Source organism: Lentzea flava, assembly GCF_014648475.1.
Taxonomy (GTDB): domain Bacteria; phylum Actinomycetota; class Actinomycetes; order Mycobacteriales; family Pseudonocardiaceae; genus Lentzea; species Lentzea flava.
In genome coordinates this window covers 13,943-31,904 of the sequence record NZ_BMRE01000059.1, presented here as the reverse complement: position 1 = coordinate 31,904, position 17,962 = coordinate 13,943, and the positions used below count along the sequence as shown (strand labels likewise).

The window sequence follows — 17,962 nt, the reverse complement described above, 5'->3', positions numbered from 1 at the left end:
CACGTCATCTCTGGTTACAGTTGACGGCGTGGGGGACTTTTACGGGATCGCGGAAATCGCCGACGCCATGGGGCTGAGCCGGCAGCTGGTCGCTGTGTGGCGCAAGAGGCGCTCGCACGGCATTCCCGAGCCGGACGCCGAGCTCGCGTCCGGCCCCATCTGGCGGCGCGAGACGGTCGAGCCCTGGATCGAGCGCACGCGTGGACGGCTCGGGCTCGCGGGCGCGCGGGAGTCGGCGAGCAGGAGCCTGCGGCTGCGCACCTGCCGGCGGGTGCTGCGGCTGGCCGCGCTGATGCTGGAGGAGCCGCAACGGCCGCGGGTGCTCAACGACGCGGCCGACCAGCTGCGCGACCTCATCCACGAGGTCGACCAGACCGCGGACGACGTCGTCGGCGCGCTGCTGCGGGAGCTCATCGAGCCGGTGCGCGACCCGGACGTGCCCGCCGAGTTGTTGCGCGTGCCGGTCATCGAGTCGTTGCCGCTGGTGACCGCCGTCGCGCGTAACTCACCAGACTGGTGACGAGGGCTCCCAACGCGGCCAGCGCCATGTCGGCGTGGGCGTCCCACATGTCGCCCTGCTGGCCGTTGTAGGCCTCGGCGATGCCGGGCGCGAGCGTCATCGCGATCGCCCACTCCATCAGCTCGTAGAGCGCGCTCGTCGCCAGCACGATCTCCAGTGAGCGCAACCACTTCTGCCGCAGCAGCGCGGTCAAGCACACTCCGTACGCGAAGTGCACGAGCCGGTCGAAGTGGTTGCGCTCCCAGGAGAACACCTCCGACAGCCGCACGCCGAACACCGCGTCCGTCCAGTCGTCGTACGGGACGAACGAGTAGATCCACCGCGCCGCGATCGTGTGCAGCGCCAGGAAGGCCAGCGCCCACGCCCACTGCGCGGTGTCCAGCCGCCGTCGCAACAACCACAGCGCCACCAGCGCGACGGCCGTCAGCGAACTGTGCAGTGCCTGCTCGGCGGGCCACGGCGGGTCGATCCACGTCACCGCGACCAACGCCCCGAACGCCCCCAGCAGCCACAGCTGCCCCCGTGTCATGCGTGTTTTATATCAGGATTTATATATCAAGGAACCTTGCTAAAGGTTTATTGAGAAGCGTACGGTGGCCTCATGACCGATCCGCGCGTTCGTGATCCCAAGGCGCTGCGAGCCCTCTCGCACCCGTTCCGGTGGAAGCTGATCCACGTGCTGACCGAAGGCGGTCCGCTGACTGCCACGCAGTGCTCGGAGAAGCTGGACGAGAGCGTGGCGAGCTGCTCGTACCACCTGAACATGCTGGCCAAGTACGGCTTCGTGGAAGAGGTGCAGGGTCCCGGCAGGCAGAAGCCGTGGCGAATCACCAGGGCGCGGCAGTCGATCTCGCCGGACGGGCTGGATCCGGAAGGTGCGATGGCTGCCGAGACGGCCGCGCTGGCCTACCTGGACCAGGAGTTCGAGCGGATTCGCGAACGGCTGGTCGCGCGCAAGCTGCTCGAGTGGGAGTGGCGTGACTCGGTCGGCACCGACGGCAGCACCAAGTTCCTGACCGCCGAGGAGCTCGCCGAGTACAAGAACGAACTGCAGGCGTTGCTGACGAAGTACAACGAGCGCATGGACGACCCGTCCCTGCGTCCCGAGGGTTCCCGCGCCGTGCGCATCTTCCTGGGCGTCACGGTCGCGACCGACTGACTGACGAAACTGAGGGGAAATTGCCATGTTGTCGCACCACGATGCGTTTGCTATCGCGAAGCAACGGCAGGTCGAGTTCGAGGCCGACGCGGCCGCCCGGCGGCTCGTTCGCGCACCTGAGAAAGCCGTCGGCCGGTCTGCTCGCGGCACGGGGAGCGGTCTCTTCGTGGCAGGGCGCCGCCGCTGGAGGCTGTTCGGCCGCGTGCGACCGGCGTAGCGTGTGACCCGCCGCCGCTGCAAACGTTTTCATCGGGAGGGTTACCCGTGATGCGGAGACTCGGCGTGGCGGTGGCGGCAGCACTGTTGGCCACGACAGTGCTCGCGGAACCGGCACAGGCGGCGGTCCACAACGTCAAGGACTACGGTGCGGCCGGCAACGGCAGCGCCAACGACACGGCGGCGATCAACAAGGCGATCACCGCGGCGAACGCGGCCGGCGGCGGGACCGTGCGGTTCCCGTCCGGCACCTACCGCTCACCCAACTCCATCCACCTCAAGAGCAACGTCACGATCCAGCTCGACGCGGGCGCGACGATCATGGGCGCGAGCGGCAGCGGCTACGACAAGCCGGAGCCCAACCCCAACGACAAGTACCAGGACTACGGGCACAGCCACTTCCACAACGCGATGATCTGGGGCGACCGGCTGACGAACATCGCGTTCGTCGGCCAGGGAACCATCGACGGCGGTGGCGCGCTGATCACCGGCAACCCCGGCAGCGGTCAGGCCGACAAGATCATCTCCTTGACGCGCTGCGAGAACCTCACCGTGAGCGGCATCAAGCTGAGGCGCGGCGGGCACTTCGCGATGCTGATCAACGGCTGCAAGAACGTCGTCAGCGACCGGCTCACGATCGACACCGCGAGCGACCGCGACGGCTGGAACGTCATCAGCACCACCAACGTCACGATCACCAACGGCAACTTCGCGGCCAACGACGACGCGCTGGCGTTCAAGAGCGACTACGCACTCGGGCAGAAGCTCAGCAACGGCAACGTGAAGGTCTACGACACGAAGCTCAGCGCGCGCTGCTGCAACGCGTTGATGTTCGGCTCGGAGACGTGCGGCGACTTCACCGGCTACGACTTCCAGCGCATCGACATCAAGGGCTCCAACAAGTCGGGGCTCGGGCTCGTGTCGATGGACGGGTCGGTCATCTCCGACGTGCACTACCGCGACATCACCGTCAGCGGCGTGCGGTCGCCGATCATGCTCAAGGTCGGCGCTCGCAAACGCTGCGGCAACAACCCCGGTGTCGGCACCATCAAGAACGTCACCTACGACAACATCACCATCGACGGCGCGTCGCCGTCGTTCAGCCCGACCATCATGGGCGACGTCGACGGGCACATCACCGACGTGACGTTCACCAACGTCAAGATCAACGTGCCGGGTGGCAACGGCACCATGTCGACCAGCCCGCCCAGCAACGACCGCAAGAACTACAACCCGAACAGCATCGGCACGCGGCCCGCGTACGGCTGGTACATCCGCTATGCCGACCGCATCAAGTTCACCGGTGGCAGCGCGGTCTCGTTCACGAAGAACGACGGCAGGCCCGCCGTGATCACGGACAACGCGACCGACATCTCGTTCGAGGCGTTCGGCTGGGAGCGCGGCACCAACAGCCCGACCGATTTCCTCTTCCGCAACACCAAGGGGTTCTGCGTGCGCGACAGCGGATCACCGCGCACGCAGAACACCGGTTCGACCGAGAAGTGCTAGGCCGGTTCCAGGCGCACGATGACTGACTTGGAGGTCGGCGTCCCGGAGATGTCCGCCTTGGAGTCCAACGGCACCAAGGGGTTCGCCTCGGGGAAGTACGTGGCCACGCACCCGTGCGCGGTCGGGTAGGAGACGATCCGGAACGACTCGGCGCGGCGTTCCACCACGCCCGTCGGGTCGTCCTTCCACTCCGACACGATGTTCACCATCTGGCCGTCGGAGAACCCGAGCTCCTTGATGTCGTCCGGGTTCACGAACACCACGCGCCGCCCGTCCTTCACGCCGCGGTAGCGGTCGTCCAGGCCGTAGATCGTGGTGTTGTACTGGTCGTGGCTGCGCAGGGTCTGCATCAGCAGGCGGCCCTCCGGCACCTCCAGCACGGTCAGCTCGTTCGCCGTGAAGTTCGCCTTGCCGGTCGCCGTCGCGAACTCGCGCGAGTCACGCGGCGGGTGGGGCAGCACGAAACCGTCCGGCTGGCGCACGCGCGTGTTGTAGTCGGCGCAGCCCGGCACGACGCGGGAGATGTGCTCGCGGATGACGTCGTAGTCCTTCTCGAACTCCTCCCACGCGACGGGGTGGGACGAGCCGAGGACCTTGCGGGCCAGGCGGCAGATGATCGACACCTCGGACAGCAACTGGTCGGACGCGGGCTTCAACCGGCCGCGCGAGCGGTGCACGACCGACATCGAGTCCTCGACCGTCACGAACTGCTCGCCGGAGTGCTGCACGTCGCTCTCGGTGCGGCCCAACGCGGGCAGGATGAGCGCCGTCTTGCCGTGGACCACGTGCGAGCGGTTGAGCTTCGTGGAGACGTGCACGGTCAACGAGCACTGCTCCAGCGCCTTCTCGGTCACCGGCGTGTCCGGGGTGGCGCTGACGAAGTTGCCGCCCATCGCGATGAACACCTTGCCGCGGCCGTGACGCATGGCGTTGATGGCGTCGACGGTGTCGTAGCCGTGCTTGCGCGGCACCTGGATGCCGAACTCGTTCTCCAGCGCCAGCAGGAACTTCTCCGGCATCTTCTCGTAGATGCCCATCGTGCGGTCGCCCTGCACGTTCGAGTGGCCGCGCACCGGACACAGGCCCGCGCCGGGCTTGCCGATCATGCCGCGCAGGAACATGACGTTCGCGACCTCGCGGATCGTCGGCACGCTGTGCTTGTGCTGCGTCAGACCCATGGCCCAGCAGGCGATCGTGCGCTTCGAGTCGACGAACATGCCGGCGACGCGCGTGATCTGCTCGCGGGTGAGGCCGGTCGCGGTGAGCACGCGGTCCCAGTCGAGCTCGCGCAGGCTCTCCGCGTACTCCTCGAAGCCGTGCGTCTTCGAGTTGACGAAGTCGCGGTCGATCTTGTCCCACTGCAGCAGGAGATGGCCGATCGCCTGGAACAGCGCCTGGTCACCGCCGACCTTGATCTGCACGAACTCGTCGCACAGCGCGGTGCCGCGACCGACGACGCCCGCGACGTTCTGCGGGTTCTTGAACCGCATCAGGCCCGCTTCCGGCAGCGGGTTCACGGCGATGATCTTCGCGCCGTTCTTCTTGGCGTCCTCCAGCGCGCTGAGCATGCGCGGGTGGTTCGTGCCGGGGTTCTGGCCGACGACCACGATCAGATCGGCGAGCTCGAAGTCGGAGATCGACACCGAGCCCTTGCCGATGCCGATGGTCTCGTTCAGCGCCGCGCCCGACGACTCGTGGCACATGTTCGAGCAGTCCGGCAGGTTGTTGGTGCCGAACGAGCGGACCAGCAGCTGGTAGAGGAACGCGGCCTCGTTGCTGGTGCGGCCCGACGTGTAGAAGATCGCCTCATCGGGTGAGGACAGTGCGTTCAGCTCCTCGGCGATGAGCGTGAACGCGGCGTCCCAGCTGATCGGCGCGTAATGCGTGGCGCCGGGCCGCAGCACCATCGGCTCGGTGAGCCTGCCCTGCTGGCCGAGCCAGTAGTCCGTCTTGGTCCGGAGGCTCTCGACGGAGTGCTCGGCGAAGAACTCCGGCCCGATCCGCCGCTTCGTCGCCTCCTCGGCGACGGCCTTCGCACCGTTCTCGCAGAACTCCGCCATCTTGCGGTGGCCCTGCGGCTCCGGCCACGCGCAGCCGGGGCAGTCGAAGCCTTCACGCTGGTTGAGCAGGCGCAACGTCTTGACGGTCCGGCTGACACCCATCTGCTCGACCGCGCGGTCGAGCGACACGAGCACGCCGGGGATGCCCGCTGCCCATGTCTTGGGGGTGGTGACTTCGAGTTCGGACTCGTCGACGTCGTGCTGCGGGGGCTTGCTGCTCATGGCTGCATTCTTCGCTGATCGACGTCGGCGCCGCCAGCGCCCCCGAAGAACGCGGCGGCGTCGCCCGTCACGGGCCCCAAGGGGTTGAACGGTCCGTGACGGTCAATTGTGATCGCCGTCACTGCCGCCCGGCACCTCTGAAAGGGTGATCAATCGCAGGTGTTCTCGGTGGGCATCTGGCCGTCCACCGAGAAGTACTTCCTGTCGTCACCGGGAAGACCCTCGTCCTGCTTGGCCGGCTCGGTGAACTGCGGCGCGAGGAAACCGTCCTTCGCCGCCTGGCAGGCGATCGAGTACTGGAACCCGTCGGAGTCCGCGGGCCACAGCCCTTCGGGCGTGATGACGTACGTGACCTTCTCGCGGATCGCCGCCACGATCTCCATCTGGTCGAGCAGCTTCTTCGGGTCCGGTGGCTCGAACGCGTACGCGAACACGTAGTCCGTCACGACGGCCGGATAGCCGTCCTGCTCGCCGAGCGTCATCTTCCCGGACACGCGGACGCCGTTCGGGAGCAGCTTGGTGCCCTGCTTGAGCCGCGTGGTCCAGCCGGAGATCTCCTTCGCGACGTGGTCGCGCACCTCCGGCGCCAGCATCGCGAGGAACCGGTCCGGTTTGTGCTCGGTGAGCATCACCGGGTCCATCCGCGAGGCGATGAGCGCCTGCCGCACCTGCTCGTAGATCGGGTTGGCGTCCGGCACGACGATGCCCTTCTCGCCCTCCGGCCACTGTTCGGCGGGGGTGCCCGCGAACGGGATCTCGAGGTTGACGCCCGTCTGCGGCAGCTTCACCTCCGGCAGCGAGACCTCGCCGAACCTGCCGGCCTGGTAGAGCCCGACCAGGACGGCGCCGATGACGATCAACGCGACAGCGGACACCACCTTGCCGCCGTGCCGGCGCATCCGTGCCTGCCTGCGTTGCCTGCGGATCTCCCGCTGCGCGCGTCTGTTCGCGGCGCGGACCCACCCCTCGTCCTTCAGGTCGGGGTGGTTCTCGAGGTCGTTCTGCACTTTTCCCCCAGGTTTCGGCGCACATCATCGGTCACCGGAACCACGCTGTCGATCGGGTTCCGGTTGCCGTCGAGCTGTCAGCAGGGCTGCTTCGCCTCGGCGAACTTCGGTGCGACGTAACCCATCACGTAGGCGCCGCACGCCGCGTTGGTCCAGCGGATGGTTGAATCCATGATCCGCAGGCCCTCCGGCGTCTGCTGCAGGTCCATGCGCGCCTCCGCCAGCACGATGAAGTCCTCGTGGCCGCGGATCGCGCCGGGATCGTCCGGCGCGAAGGCGTAGGCGATCCGGAAGTCGGTGCGGACGACCTCCTCGCCCTGCGCGCCGACGGCCTTGGCGATCGTGCCCTGCGCCTTCACGCCGTTCGGCAGCAGCTTCACCCCCGGCGTGAGCTGCGTCGTGAACAGCGGCAGGCTCTGCTGCCAGACCGGCCGCGCGGCCTCCGGGAACTGCCCGAGGAAGGCGGCGCCGTCGCGGCGTTCGAGCTCGGCCGGGTCGATCCTGGCCGCGATCACGACGCGGCGCATCGGTTCGTGCTCGGGTGCCGCCACGACGGCCTGCTCCCCGTCCGCCCACGACTCGTAGGGCGTTCCGGCGAACGGCCGCGCGAAGTCCACGACGGGCCGCGGGGTGTTCCCGAGCCACTGCGGCGCGTACTGCCAGGCCGTGATCGCGATGAGGACGGCGGCCACCGCCGCTACGATCGCGGTGATCTTGCCGGACGACCGCTGCTCGCGGCGCCACTCCCGCTCCACGCGCTTGCCCCACTGGGCATCGCGCAGGTCAGGATGATCTTCAATCCCCCCAGGAATCTCCACGAGTCGGGCATCGTAGACGCCGCGCGCCCCGTTAGCAGGTATCTCGTTTCAAGTCGATACCTCCCGCTCCGTAGACTTGACAGCTGTGACTGAACTCGACACCGCACCCCAGCGTCCTGACCTCCCCGCCGCGTGGACTCCGGCGGAGGTAGAGGCGGAGCTGTACCAGCGGTGGGTCGACAGGGGCTACTTCGAGGCGGACGTCAAGAGCGACAAGCCGCCGTTCACGATCGTGCTGCCCCCGCCCAACGTCACCGGCAGCCTCCACATGGGCCACGCCATGAACCACAGCGTGATGGACGCGCTGACCAGGCGCCGCCGCATGCAGGGCTACGAGGTCCTGTGGCTGCCGGGCATGGACCACGCCGGCATCGCGACGCAGAACGCCGTCGAGCGCGACCTCGCCAAGCAGGGCCTGTCGCGGCACGACCTCGGGCGCGAGAAGTTCGTCGCGCGCGTCTGGGAGTGGAAAGAGGAGTACGGCGGCAAGATCCTCGACCAGATGAAGAGGCTCGGCGACGGCATCGACTGGTCGCGCGAGCGCTTCACCATGGACGAGGGGCTGTCGCGCGCCGTCCAGACCATCTTCAAGCGGATGTACGACGACGGCCTGATCTACCAGGCCGAGCGGATCATCAACTGGTGCCCGCGCTGCCAGACGGCGCTCTCGGACGTCGAGGTCGACCACAGCGAGGACGACGGCGAGCTCGTCTCCATCCGCTACGGCGACGGGGACGCGTCGATCGTCGTCGCGACCACGCGCGCCGAGACGATGCTCGGTGACACCGCGGTCGCCGTCCACCCGGACGACGAGCGCTACCAGCACCTCATCGGCACCGAGGTCGAGCTGCCGCTCACCGGCCGCCGCATCCCGATCGTCGCGGACACGCACGTGGACCCGAAGTTCGGCACCGGTGCGGTCAAGGTGACGCCCGCGCACGACCCGAACGACTTCGAGATCGGCCAGCGCCACAACCTGCCGAACCTCACGATCATGGACGGCCGCGCGACCATCACCGCGCACGGCCCGTTCGAGGGGCTGGACCGGTTCGAGGCCCGTCCGGCGATCGTCGCCGCGTTGCGCGCGGAGGGCCGGATCGTCGCGGAGAAGCGGCCGTACGTCCACGCCGTCGGGCACTGCTCGCGGTGCGACACGGTCATCGAGCCGCGCCTGTCGCTGCAGTGGTGGGTCAAGGTCGAAAGCCTCGCCGCCAAGGCGTCGGCCGCGGTCCGCGACGGCCGCACCAAGATCCACCCGGCCGAGCTGAACAAGCGCTACTTCGACTGGACCGACAACCTGCACGACTGGTGCATCTCGCGTCAGCTGTGGTGGGGCCACCGGATCCCGGTCTGGTACGGCCCGAACGGCGAGGTCGTCTGCGTCGGACCGGACGACGAGGTGCCCACCGGTGAGGGCTGGCGTCAGGACGAGGACGTCCTCGACACGTGGTTCTCGTCGGGCCTGTGGCCGTTCTCGACGCTGGGCTGGCCGGACTCCACCGAGGACCTGAAGAAGTTCTACCCCACCTCGGTTCTCTCGACCGGCTACGACATCCTGTTCTTCTGGGTCGTCCGGATGATGATGTTCGGCCTGTACGCGATGGACGACGTGCAGCCGTTCGACCACGTCTTCCTGCACGGCCTGATCCGGGACCAGTACGGCAAGAAGATGTCGAAGACCAAGGGCAACGGCATCGACCCGCTGGACTGGATGGACCGCTACGGCGCGGACGCCACCCGGTTCACGCTGCTGCGCGGCACGAACCCCGGTTCGGACATGGCCGTCGCCGAGGAGTGGGCGGCCGGGGCGCGCAACTTCACCACGAAGCTGTGGAACGCCGCGAAGTTCGCGCTGGCCAACGGTGCGACGGTCGCGCGTCCGCTGCCGGAGCGCTCCGAGCTGACCGCGGCCGACCGCTGGATCCTCGACGAGCTCGACGCGCTGGTGTCCACTGTGGACTCCAACTTCGAGGCGTTCCAGTTCTCCCGTGCCTGCGAGGCGCTGTACAGCTTCACGTGGGACGAGTTCTGCGACTGGTACCTGGAGATCGCGAAGGTCCAGATCGCGGAAGGCCGCGCAGAGGCCACGCAGTCCGTCCTGGGCCACGTCCTCGACGTCCTGCTGCGCCTGCTGCACCCGGCGATCCCGTTCATCACCGAGACGCTGTGGACGTCGCTGACCGGTGGCGAGTCCCTCGTCATCGCGTCGTGGCCGACCGCGTCGGGTGCCGAGCGCGACGCCGAGGCCGCCGCCCAGGTCGAGGGCCTGAAGAAGCTGGCCACCGAGATCCGCCGGTTCCGCTCCGAGCAGGGCCTCAAGCCGGGCCAGCGCGTTGCGGGCAAGGTCCGCGGCGCCTGCTGCGTCGGCCTGACGGACCAGGTTCCCGCGGTCCGCGCGATGACGCGGCTGACCGAGCCCGGTGACGAGTTCACCGTCTCGGCGACGCTCGAGGTCGGTCTGCCCAAGGGCGCGGTGAAGGTCGAGCTGGACCTGTCCGGCGCGATCGACGTCGCGGCCGAGCGCAAGCGGCTCGCGAAGGACCTCGCCGCGGCGCAGAAGGAGCTCGAGGGCACGACGAAGAAGCTGGGCAACGAGGCGTTCCTCGCCAAGGCGCCCGCCGAGGTCAAGGCCAAGATCGAGGAGCGCAAGGCCGTGGCCGAGGCCGAGATCGCCCGCATCAACGAGCGCCTCGCGGCGTTGCCGGAGGCCTGAGTGGACACCAACCTCGACGAGTTCTTCGACGTCGAGAACGAGCTCAACCAGCGCTGGCCCGAGACCAAGCTCGAGCCGTCGCTGGACCGGATCAAGGCGCTGGCGCACGTGCTGGGCGACCCGCAGACGACCTACCCGGTCGTGCAGCTGACGGGCACCAACGGCAAGACGTCGACGTCGCGCATGACCGATGCGCTCTTCACGCGCATCGGTCTGCGCACCGGCCGGTACACGAGCCCGCACCTGCAGCTCGCGACCGAGCGGATCAGCCTCGACAACCAGCCGATCAGCCCCGACCGCTACGTCGAGGTCTACCGCGACATCGAGCCGTACGTCGCGATGGTCGACAGCCAGTCCGAGATCCGGATGAGCAAGTTCGAGGTGCTCACCGGCATGGCCTACGCGGCCTTCGCGGACGCCCCCGTCGACGTCGCGGTCGTCGAGGTCGGCATGGGCGGCACGTGGGACGCGACGTCCATCGCCGACGCGAAGATCGCGATCCTGACGCCGATCGGCCTCGACCACACCGACTACCTCGGCACGCGCATCGAGGACATCGCCACGGAGAAGGCCGGCATCATCAAGCCGGGCTCGGTCGCGATCGTCGGCGAGCAGACCCCGGAAGCGATGAAGGTCGTCCTGGAACGGGTGGCGGAGGTCGACGCCACGATCGCGCGCTTCGGCAGCGAGTTCGGCGTGGTCTCGCGCTCGGTGGCCGTGGGCGGCCAGCTGATCACGTTGCAGGGCCTGGGCGGCGTCTACGAGGACATCTTCCTGCCGCTGCACGGCGAACACCAGGCAGCCAACGCCGCGCTCGCCCTGGCCGCCGTCGAGGCCTTCTTCGGCGCGGGCGCCGACCGCCAGCTCGACGTCGAGGCGATCCGCGAGGGCTTCGCGTCGGTCATCACGCCTGGCCGCCTGGAACGCGTGAAGTCGGCCCCGAACATCTTCGTGGACGCCGCCCACAACCCGCACGGCGCCGCCGCTCTCGCCCGCGCCCTGGACTCGGAGTTCGGCTTCCGCAAGCTGGTGGCCGTCGTGGCCGTCATGTCCGACAAGGACGCCGAAGGCATTCTCTCGGCGCTGGAGCCGGTCGTGCACGAGCTGGTGATCACCACCAACTCGTCCCCGCGCGCCATGGACCCGGACGTCCTGGCAGGCCTGGCCGTCCCGATCTTCGGCGAGGACCGCTTCGAGGTCCGCCCGCGCCTCGACGACGCCATCGAGGAAGCCATCCACCTCACCGAGGACGAACTGTCCGGCGGCGGCGTGATCGTCACCGGCTCGGTCGTCACCGCGGGCGAGGCCCGTGCCCTGTTCGGCAAGGAGCCGGCATGACCACCTCCCCGGCCCCTCTGAAGAAGGACCCGCTGAAGGCCTTCCGCGGCATCATGGCCGGCACGCTGATCCTCGAGGTCATCGTCGTGGCCCTGGCCCTGCCGGTGATCGCCAAACTGCACGGCGGCGTGGGCACCCTCGTCGGCTGGACGGCCTTCGGCTTCATCGCGGTGTTCATCGCGATGTGCGCCTTCGTCCGCCGCCCGTGGGCCATCCCCGCCGTGGTGGCGCTGCACGTGCTGCTGATCGCGACCTGGTTCCTGCTGCCCGCGATGGGCGTGATCGGCGTGATCTTCGGCCTGGTGTGGGTCTACATGCTGTGGCTGCGCAAGGACCTGCTCAAGCGCATGGCGGAGGGGCGCCTGCCGGCGCAGCAACAGCAACAGCAGGCGCCCTGACCGCGCTCACTTCTTGTTGAGCTCTTCCTGGCCCTTCTCGTAGCTCTCGTCCCAGTTCGCGCCTTCCTTGAACGCCTCGGAGGCGCCGGTGCGGCCGAGTGAGATGGGCTTGATCGTGTCCGCGAAGCCGTCGCGGCCACGCGGGGCCATGATGTCGTCGACCCGGTTGGCCGCGTTCTTCAACGTGTCGTTGCCGAACGTCAGCTTGTCGCGGATGGCGTTGTTGGCGCTCGCGAAGCCGTCCTCGATCTGCTTCACCGAGGCGTGGTTCTTGCCGATCGCCTGGCCGACGCCCTTGGCCTTGCGGCCGATGTTGACCGCGGCCTTGGCGAGCGCGTCGGACACGCCCTTGAGGTTGTCGAACTTGCGGACGGCCTGAGCGAGCTTCATCAGCAGCTTGCTGACCTTGCCCGCGATCTTGCCCGCGGTCGACGCCGCCCGTGCCACGGCCCAGCCGGTGAACGCGGCGATCGAGGCGCCGAAGCTGCACCAGCTCGTCGCGAGCGCGGTCACCGCGGCGATGATGAACTCCGCCACCACGTCGGCCACGATGTCGCGGATGATGCCGCGCACCGCCGCGACCAGGACGCCAGTGCCGCGGATGCCGGTCGCGACCGCGTTCGCGGCCCCTTCCAGCGCTTTGACCTGCTCGGCCAGCGTGGCCGCCGCCTTGCGGTAGCCGTCGCCGGACTGCCCGGTCCAGGTGCTGGTCTGGCTGGTGGCGGCCTGCGCGTAGTCGTTGCCGACTTTCGCGCACGCCTTGGCGACCTCACCCCAGGCGGCGGCGACGACGTTGATCGCGCCGGGGTCACCGGCGAGGTCGTCGAGCGGCTCCTTGAGAAACGAGACGTGCTCGATCAGCCACCCGATACCGGCGCCGACCAGCGTGCCCAGCGGGTTCGCGACGAACCCGAGCACGTCGAGGCCGAGGGCGACACCGTCGAACGCCCAGTCGCTCGGGTTGTTGAAGTCCTCCGCGCACTTCCAGACCGTGTCGATGATCCGCGCACCGTCGGTCGCGTTGTCCGCACTGACGTCGAGAACCATCAGTTCCCCCTGAACTTGTCGAACAGCTTCGCGTGGTCGTCGTCGGTTTGCTGGGTGGCGTCCGCACAGTCGCGCAACGCGTCGGCGACGTCCGGCAGCGCGTTCGCCAACTCGTTGATCGAGTTCGCGATCGCCGCGATGTGGATGCGCACCGGAATGCTGAAGACCTGGCCGATGATCCCGTAGGTCTCGACGCCGAGGTCGACGCTCTGGCCCCGGCCGGCGGCCTTGGTCAGCTCCATGCCCATCGCCTGCACGTTGCCCGCGTGGCTGAGCACGTCGGCGGGCACCATCGAAAAGTTGCTCACTGCGGCTCCTCACCGGTAGATGGAGCCGAAAGGCTCATCGTCGTCAGGGCGCTGCGGCCGTTGCTGCCGCGGCTGCTGATCCTCGGCCTCCTCCGGCTGCTGCGCCGCGGTGACGTGCTCGCGCAGGAAGTCCATTGCGGACGTACCACCGATCAACGGCTGCATCGTCGCCTGCATCTGCTCGGCAACGGCGGCGTGTGCGTTCTGGACGGTGTTCGTGATCATGGCGGCGAGCTGGTCGGGCGACATTCTCATCGCGGCCGGCGTGAGGCTCAGCTTCTCCAGCCGCCCACCCGGCGCCATCGTGACCGAGACCGAGCGGTCGGGGCTGCTCACGTGTGCGCGCAACGCCTTGAGCTGGGCCTGAGTCTCCTCAGCCCGTGCCTGGATGTCGTTCACACGACGCATGTACTCGTCGAGTCGCTGTTGGCCAGCACCCAGTTCTGCCGAACTCATGGCAGGTGAGACTAGATCACCGGGGTTTCGGTTCCATCGACCTGCGCATCAGCTGCGCGACCATGTCCTTTGCGGACTGTCGAGTGCAGATGGTCACAGTCAGGATCGTCAGGAGGACCAGGGCGTCCCTGCTTCCGGCGAGCCACACCACAAGCGGTGCGTTCGCCGGCAGCGCGACCACGACCTTCACCAGCGCACCCAGGGCGAGCGCCGCGATCAGCGCGGTCGGTACCCAACTGGTGCCACCACTCGGCACCTGCTTCTTCGTGTCCAGGTACGGCTGTCCATATCGGACCAACCGCGCCCCGTCCTTGTGCACGCTCTCCGCGATCAGCCCGATGCCCGCGGCGACCAGCACGGCAAACCCCGCCAGCACCCCGGACGGCAGGTCGACCAGCCACGCGTCCTCCAGCTGGGGCCACGGCGAGGAGAACACGCCGACCTTCCGCGGCGCGTCGAAGAACGGCATCGAAGCCAGTCCCTCCGCAACCGCCGTGGCGAGCCCGAGCCACGCGAACAACCGCAGCCTGCGCACCCGGCGCGTCACCGGGGTCGCCTTCAGGTCGTCCTTGGTGACCGGCCATTCCTCCTGCTTCTGCCGGTTTTTCCTGCCGGGGAGGAGCGCGAGGACCATGGCGACGACGAGCCACAACGTCAGCAGCGCGAGCACCATCGAGGCCAGCGGGCCGGCGAGGAACCACCGGGCGCTGTCGTTGCGGCCAGGACCGGTGTTCGACTGGAAGACCGCGACCTCCCGCTCGCCCGGCTCGAGCTGACCGGGTGGGAACGTGAGCTGCTCGGTGCGGCCGTCGTTCCACCGCACGTCGGCGGTGCACTCGTAGCTGGTGCCGAAACCCCATCTGCCGACTGGCCCGTGCTCCGCGCAGGAGGAAACCGTGGCGGTGCCGACCCGCACGGCGTCGACCGACCCGACCAGGACGTCGGTGGTCCGGACAGTCGTGGCCAGAGCCAGGAAGGCGAGAACGGCGGCGAGTCCCAAGACGAGTGCGCGCACGTCGCCACCATAGCCGCGATCAGTCCACGTTCCGCACGACCTGTCGCAGGCCGCGTTTCCTGGCTCGTAGGCCTTGCCTTCGACGTCGTAGAGACGGCGGAATTCCTTCGCTCGATCGCGTGAATGAGGGTGGCACCGTCCGCACCCGCGACTCGACGCACCAGACTGGCGCAGTGCTCATCTTGTCGGAAATGGCCTGGTCACAGTACGTGATCGTGCTAAGGGCACGTCACGTCGTCCAGCGCTATGCTCCCTCCGGGTTCAACACGGGGGCAGGGGACTATGAGCGGTACCAAGGTTGATCTGGACACACTGCGCGCCGCCATCAAGGAATACGAGTCGATCAAGGACGAGCTGATGGTGGCCCATCAGAACGGCCAGGTGCTGACCACGGTGAGGGGTGCCGGTAGGGACATGCCGAGCCAGGTCTACGCGAACTGGGCGGCTGCCGCGGGCAAAGCGCATCAGGATTCCAACAAGCAGCTTCAGGACGCGTTGGTCATCAGGATCGACAACCTGAAGGCCACGCTGGCTCAGTACGAGCAGACCGAACACGGCAACCAGGCCAACCTCAAGCCGAAGGACTGAGCTGTTGCGCACCCGAACCATCGTCGCCGGTACCGCCGCACTCGCGCTGCTGGCCGGCTGCGGCACCAGCGGAGGCGGTACCACCGGTAGCCCGACGAACGCCCCGCAGCCGACCAGCGGCAGCAACAGCGCCGGAGCGCCCAAGATCAAAAGCCCGCTCGACGTGAAGGCCTTCGAGGCTGATCCGTGCAGCACGGTGACCGCCGCTCAGGTGCAGGCGTTCGGCCTGCCCGGCGTGAACGGCAGGAACAACACCACCGAGCTCGGACCTGGCTGCATGTGGCTGGGTTCGAGCACGCCGGCGAGGATGGCTCCGGGCGTCGCGTTCCTCCCGGACGACACGAACCTCTCGACGATCCTCCCCAACAAGGACACGACCTACGAGAAGTTCGAGCAGCTGCCGGACATCCAGGGTTATCCCGCGTACATGGCCCTCGTGTCCGATCAGCGCAGTGGCGGCAACTGCTCCGTTCTCACCGCCGTCGCCGACACGAAGGCGGTCCTCTTCACGTTCCAGAGCGACAAGGGCAGTCCCAGGTACGCGGACCCGTGTGGCGCCGTCACCGAGTTCGCCGATCTCGCCATCGGCACGATGAAGGCAGGTGCGAAATGACACGGCCCGCGCCCAGCTGCTTCTCCCAGGACAACACCCGTGCCGAAGGCTTCTCCGGGGCGGAGATCTACGCCCAGATGACCGGCGGCCCCGGCACCGGGTCGGCTCAGGCCGCCGCGAACGCGGCCGCTTCGCTGGAGCGCGGTTACGCCGCGATCGAGCAGCGCCTCAAGCGGGTCGGCGAGACGCTGGGCGAGGCGTGGACCGGTGCCAGTGCGGAAGCCGCCCAGGCCGCCGGCAACCCGATCAACCAGGCCATGATCCAGATGCAGGACGCGCTCCGCCAGGCCGACCACTCGCTGTCCAACCAGGTCTACCAGTTCAACCTGAACAAGGGGCAGCTCAAGAACATGCCGGCGACCAAGCCGGAGACGAACTTCTGGGACGACGCGACCCCGTGGGACACGGACACGGAGGACGCGGTCAACAGCTACAACTCAGAAGAGGCGCACAACCGCAAGGTCTACAGCGAGTTCCAGAGCGCCAGCAACACCAACCGCGGTGAGCTGCCCAAGGAGTTCCCCGGCGTCACGGGCGACAACCTGCAGGTCGAGGTGATCGACACCGGCGGCGACAACGGCACCGACAAGACCTCGAACATCGGCACCGCGGGTCGTCCGAGCGGCACGACCAACCCGAGCGGCGTCCCGGCGTCGCCCGGTTCCCCGCAGGGGCCGACGGGCACGGTGACCCCGCCCGGCACCATCCACGGCGACCAGACCACCGTCAGCAGCGTGGTCGGCGAGGTGCAGACCGGCGGACCGAAGCTCGGTGACCTCACCGGTGGTGGCAAGCCTCCGGCCGGCAGCGTGATCGAGCGTCCGCCGAACGCGGGCATCCCGCCGATCGGTGTTCCCGGCGGTCCTGGCCTCGGCGGCAGCAACACCGGGCGTGGTCCCGGTGGCGGCTCTGGCCGGGGGACCGGCGGTGGCGCGGGCAAGGTCGGCGGCGGGCCCGGTTCCGGCCGGGTCGGCGGTGGCGGGCTCGGTGTGGGCACCGGCGGCGGGACGAACGCGCAGCAGCCCGGCGGCAAGGCCGGTGTGTTCGGTGGCACGGGCGAGGCCGGTGCGAACGCGGGCGGGCGCGGTGGTGCTGCCGGAGCGGCCGGTCGGGCCGGTGCCGCGGGCATGGGCGGCATGGGTGGCCACGGCCAGAAGGGGCAGGGGGAGGACGACCTGGAGCACAAGTCGGCCGACTACCTGGTCACCGAGGAGAACACGAACGAGATCATCGGTGACATGCCGATGGTCGCACCGCCGACGATCGGGGGGTGACGTGCTGCGATCGTCCATCCAACTGTCCGACCTCGCGTTCGACGTGCTGTGGAAGCAGGAGAAGCTGGGGGAGTTCCACCCGGCGCTGCACGTCGACTCGCCGGGGCAGACCCACGACGAGCGCGCGGTCATCGAGCGCGACGTCATCGGTGAGCTGCGCAGGGCCGGGCTGGACCACCCGGACGTCCGGGGCACGCTGCACCTGATCGCCAAGGCCGACGCGGACTACTCGGCGTGGATCGCGGTCACGCCGAGCCAGACGCGGCCCGTGATGGTGGCCGCGAACTCGCAGCACGGCGTGCTTGCCGTGCACGACAACGGGTTCGTGCAGCTGCACCCGATCCGGCCGGAGAACGCGCCGGAGGTGCTCGCGATGCAGCTGCCGGACGTGCCGCCCGGCAAGGGCGCGTCGATCAACGTGCACGAGTCGGAGATCAACACGCGCGAGCCGGGCAAGGCGTCGCCGTCGATCTCGTTGCGGCAGCTGCTCGCCCAGCCCCGCAAGGGCACGGCGAAGCTCTACGCGGCACGGCGCGGCGCCGAGGGCAGGCAGCGGGCCAAGACGTTCCTCACCACGATCGACTTCGAGGACGGCCGCTGGCTCGTGGTGAAGTACACCGACGAGAACCACCAGACGTGGGTGCACGCCACGCCCGCGTCGCGGCAGATCATCACGGACTGGCTCAAGCGCCTCACGTGAT

The 17,962-nt window shown here is 68.5% G+C and carries 18 protein-coding genes; 10 read left to right on the top strand and 8 right to left on the bottom strand.

The window, feature by feature from the left end; genetic code table 11:
• The first annotated feature begins 28 nt into the window (after positions 1 to 28).
• Positions 29 to 520, top strand: a complete 492-nt coding sequence (locus tag IEZ09_RS39235; RefSeq protein WP_112275615.1) for a hypothetical protein — start codon at positions 29 to 31, stop codon at positions 518 to 520.
• Here the strand turns inward: IEZ09_RS39235 and IEZ09_RS39230 are convergent.
• Positions 465 to 1,049: a DUF2238 domain-containing protein gene (locus IEZ09_RS39230; RefSeq protein WP_189258919.1), complete on the bottom strand. Its 585-nt coding sequence runs from the start codon at positions 1,047 to 1,049 to the stop codon at positions 465 to 467. The two genes, IEZ09_RS39235 and IEZ09_RS39230, sit on opposite strands and share 56 nt — an antisense overlap.
• Before the next feature lie 72 nt (positions 1,050 to 1,121).
• Between IEZ09_RS39230 and IEZ09_RS39225 the strand changes: the two genes are divergently transcribed.
• Both IEZ09_RS39225 and IEZ09_RS39220 read left to right on the top strand, forming a co-directional pair.
• Positions 1,122 to 1,679, top strand: a complete 558-nt coding sequence (locus IEZ09_RS39225) for a winged helix-turn-helix domain-containing protein (protein WP_189258918.1) — start codon at positions 1,122 to 1,124, stop codon at positions 1,677 to 1,679.
• Between the two features lie 267 nt (positions 1,680 to 1,946).
• Positions 1,947 to 3,404, top strand: a complete 1,458-nt coding sequence (locus tag IEZ09_RS39220; protein WP_189258917.1) for a glycoside hydrolase family 28 protein — start codon at positions 1,947 to 1,949, stop codon at positions 3,402 to 3,404.
• Here IEZ09_RS39220 and IEZ09_RS39215 read toward each other — a convergent pair.
• The 3 genes from IEZ09_RS39215 to IEZ09_RS39205 all read right to left on the bottom strand — a co-directional run bounded on the left by IEZ09_RS39215 (position 3,401) and on the right by IEZ09_RS39205 (position 7,511).
• Positions 3,401 to 5,686: an FdhF/YdeP family oxidoreductase gene (locus tag IEZ09_RS39215; protein WP_189258916.1), complete on the bottom strand. Its 2,286-nt coding sequence runs from the start codon at positions 5,684 to 5,686 to the stop codon at positions 3,401 to 3,403. The genes IEZ09_RS39220 and IEZ09_RS39215 overlap by 4 nt on opposite strands.
• 149 nt (positions 5,687 to 5,835) lie before the next feature.
• Entirely contained in the window at positions 5,836 to 6,693 is an 858-nt protein-coding gene (locus IEZ09_RS39210; protein ID WP_189258915.1) for a hypothetical protein, read from the bottom strand.
• Between the two features lie 77 nt (positions 6,694 to 6,770).
• Positions 6,771 to 7,511 carry a hypothetical protein gene (locus tag IEZ09_RS39205; protein WP_189258914.1) on the bottom strand — a complete coding sequence of 247 codons (741 nt, stop codon included), beginning with the start codon at positions 7,509 to 7,511 and terminating at the stop codon, positions 6,771 to 6,773.
• A gap of 85 nt (positions 7,512 to 7,596) precedes the next feature.
• Here IEZ09_RS39205 and IEZ09_RS39200 point away from each other — a divergent pair, with 85 nt between their 5' ends.
• The 3 genes from IEZ09_RS39200 to IEZ09_RS39190 are packed head-to-tail and all read left to right on the top strand — an operon-like array spanning position 7,597 to position 11,960.
• Positions 7,597 to 10,224: a valine--tRNA ligase gene (locus IEZ09_RS39200; protein WP_189258913.1), complete on the top strand. Its 2,628-nt coding sequence runs from the start codon at positions 7,597 to 7,599 to the stop codon at positions 10,222 to 10,224.
• Positions 10,225 to 11,562, top strand: a complete 1,338-nt coding sequence (gene folC, locus IEZ09_RS39195; RefSeq protein ID WP_189258912.1) for a bifunctional tetrahydrofolate synthase/dihydrofolate synthase — start codon at positions 10,225 to 10,227, stop codon at positions 11,560 to 11,562. It abuts the gene before it with no gap.
• The gene (locus IEZ09_RS39190) at positions 11,559 to 11,960 is read left to right on the top strand and encodes a DUF4233 domain-containing protein (RefSeq protein WP_189258911.1); all 402 of its coding nucleotides are present in this window, start codon (positions 11,559 to 11,561) and stop codon (positions 11,958 to 11,960) included. Before folC ends, IEZ09_RS39190 begins: the two co-directional genes overlap by 4 nt.
• Positions 11,961 to 11,966: 6 nt before the next feature.
• On the opposite strand, the gene IEZ09_RS39185 is transcribed toward IEZ09_RS39190, so the two are convergent.
• From IEZ09_RS39185 to IEZ09_RS39170, 4 genes are read right to left on the bottom strand one after another with little or no spacing between them, the layout of a single operon-like run.
• Positions 11,967 to 13,007, bottom strand: coding sequence for a WXG100-like domain-containing protein (locus IEZ09_RS39185; protein WP_189258910.1), 1,041 nt, complete (start codon positions 13,005 to 13,007; stop codon positions 11,967 to 11,969).
• Positions 13,007 to 13,315, bottom strand: a complete 309-nt coding sequence (locus tag IEZ09_RS39180) for a type VII secretion target (protein ID WP_229813344.1) — start codon at positions 13,313 to 13,315, stop codon at positions 13,007 to 13,009. The genes IEZ09_RS39185 and IEZ09_RS39180 overlap by 1 nt, the downstream gene beginning before the upstream one ends.
• A 9-nt stretch (positions 13,316 to 13,324) precedes the next feature.
• Positions 13,325 to 13,771 carry a YbaB/EbfC family nucleoid-associated protein gene (locus IEZ09_RS39175; RefSeq protein ID WP_189258909.1) on the bottom strand — a complete coding sequence of 149 codons (447 nt, stop codon included), beginning with the start codon at positions 13,769 to 13,771 and terminating at the stop codon, positions 13,325 to 13,327.
• A gap of 16 nt (positions 13,772 to 13,787) precedes the next feature.
• Positions 13,788 to 14,786, bottom strand: coding sequence for a DUF6346 domain-containing protein (locus IEZ09_RS39170; protein WP_189258908.1), 999 nt, complete (start codon positions 14,784 to 14,786; stop codon positions 13,788 to 13,790).
• Between the two features lie 282 nt (positions 14,787 to 15,068).
• On the opposite strand from IEZ09_RS39170, the gene IEZ09_RS39165 reads away from it, so the two are divergent.
• The 4 genes from IEZ09_RS39165 to IEZ09_RS39150 are packed head-to-tail and all read left to right on the top strand — an operon-like array spanning position 15,069 to position 17,961.
• Positions 15,069 to 15,374 carry a PE domain-containing protein gene (locus IEZ09_RS39165; protein ID WP_189258907.1) on the top strand — a complete coding sequence of 102 codons (306 nt, stop codon included), beginning with the start codon at positions 15,069 to 15,071 and terminating at the stop codon, positions 15,372 to 15,374.
• A 4-nt stretch (positions 15,375 to 15,378) separates the two neighbouring features.
• Positions 15,379 to 15,987 carry a DUF3558 domain-containing protein gene (locus tag IEZ09_RS39160; protein ID WP_189258906.1) on the top strand — a complete coding sequence of 203 codons (609 nt, stop codon included), beginning with the start codon at positions 15,379 to 15,381 and terminating at the stop codon, positions 15,985 to 15,987.
• Complete coding sequence (locus IEZ09_RS39155; RefSeq protein WP_189258905.1) at positions 15,984 to 17,261, top strand: hypothetical protein; 1,278 nt, start codon at positions 15,984 to 15,986, stop codon at positions 17,259 to 17,261. The genes IEZ09_RS39160 and IEZ09_RS39155 overlap by 4 nt, the downstream gene beginning before the upstream one ends.
• 1 nt (position 17,262) lies before the next feature.
• On the top strand, positions 17,263 to 17,961 hold the full coding sequence (locus IEZ09_RS39150) for an ESX secretion-associated protein EspG (protein ID WP_189258904.1): 699 nt from the start codon (positions 17,263 to 17,265) through the stop codon (positions 17,959 to 17,961).
• Position 17,962 lies beyond the last annotated feature (1 nt).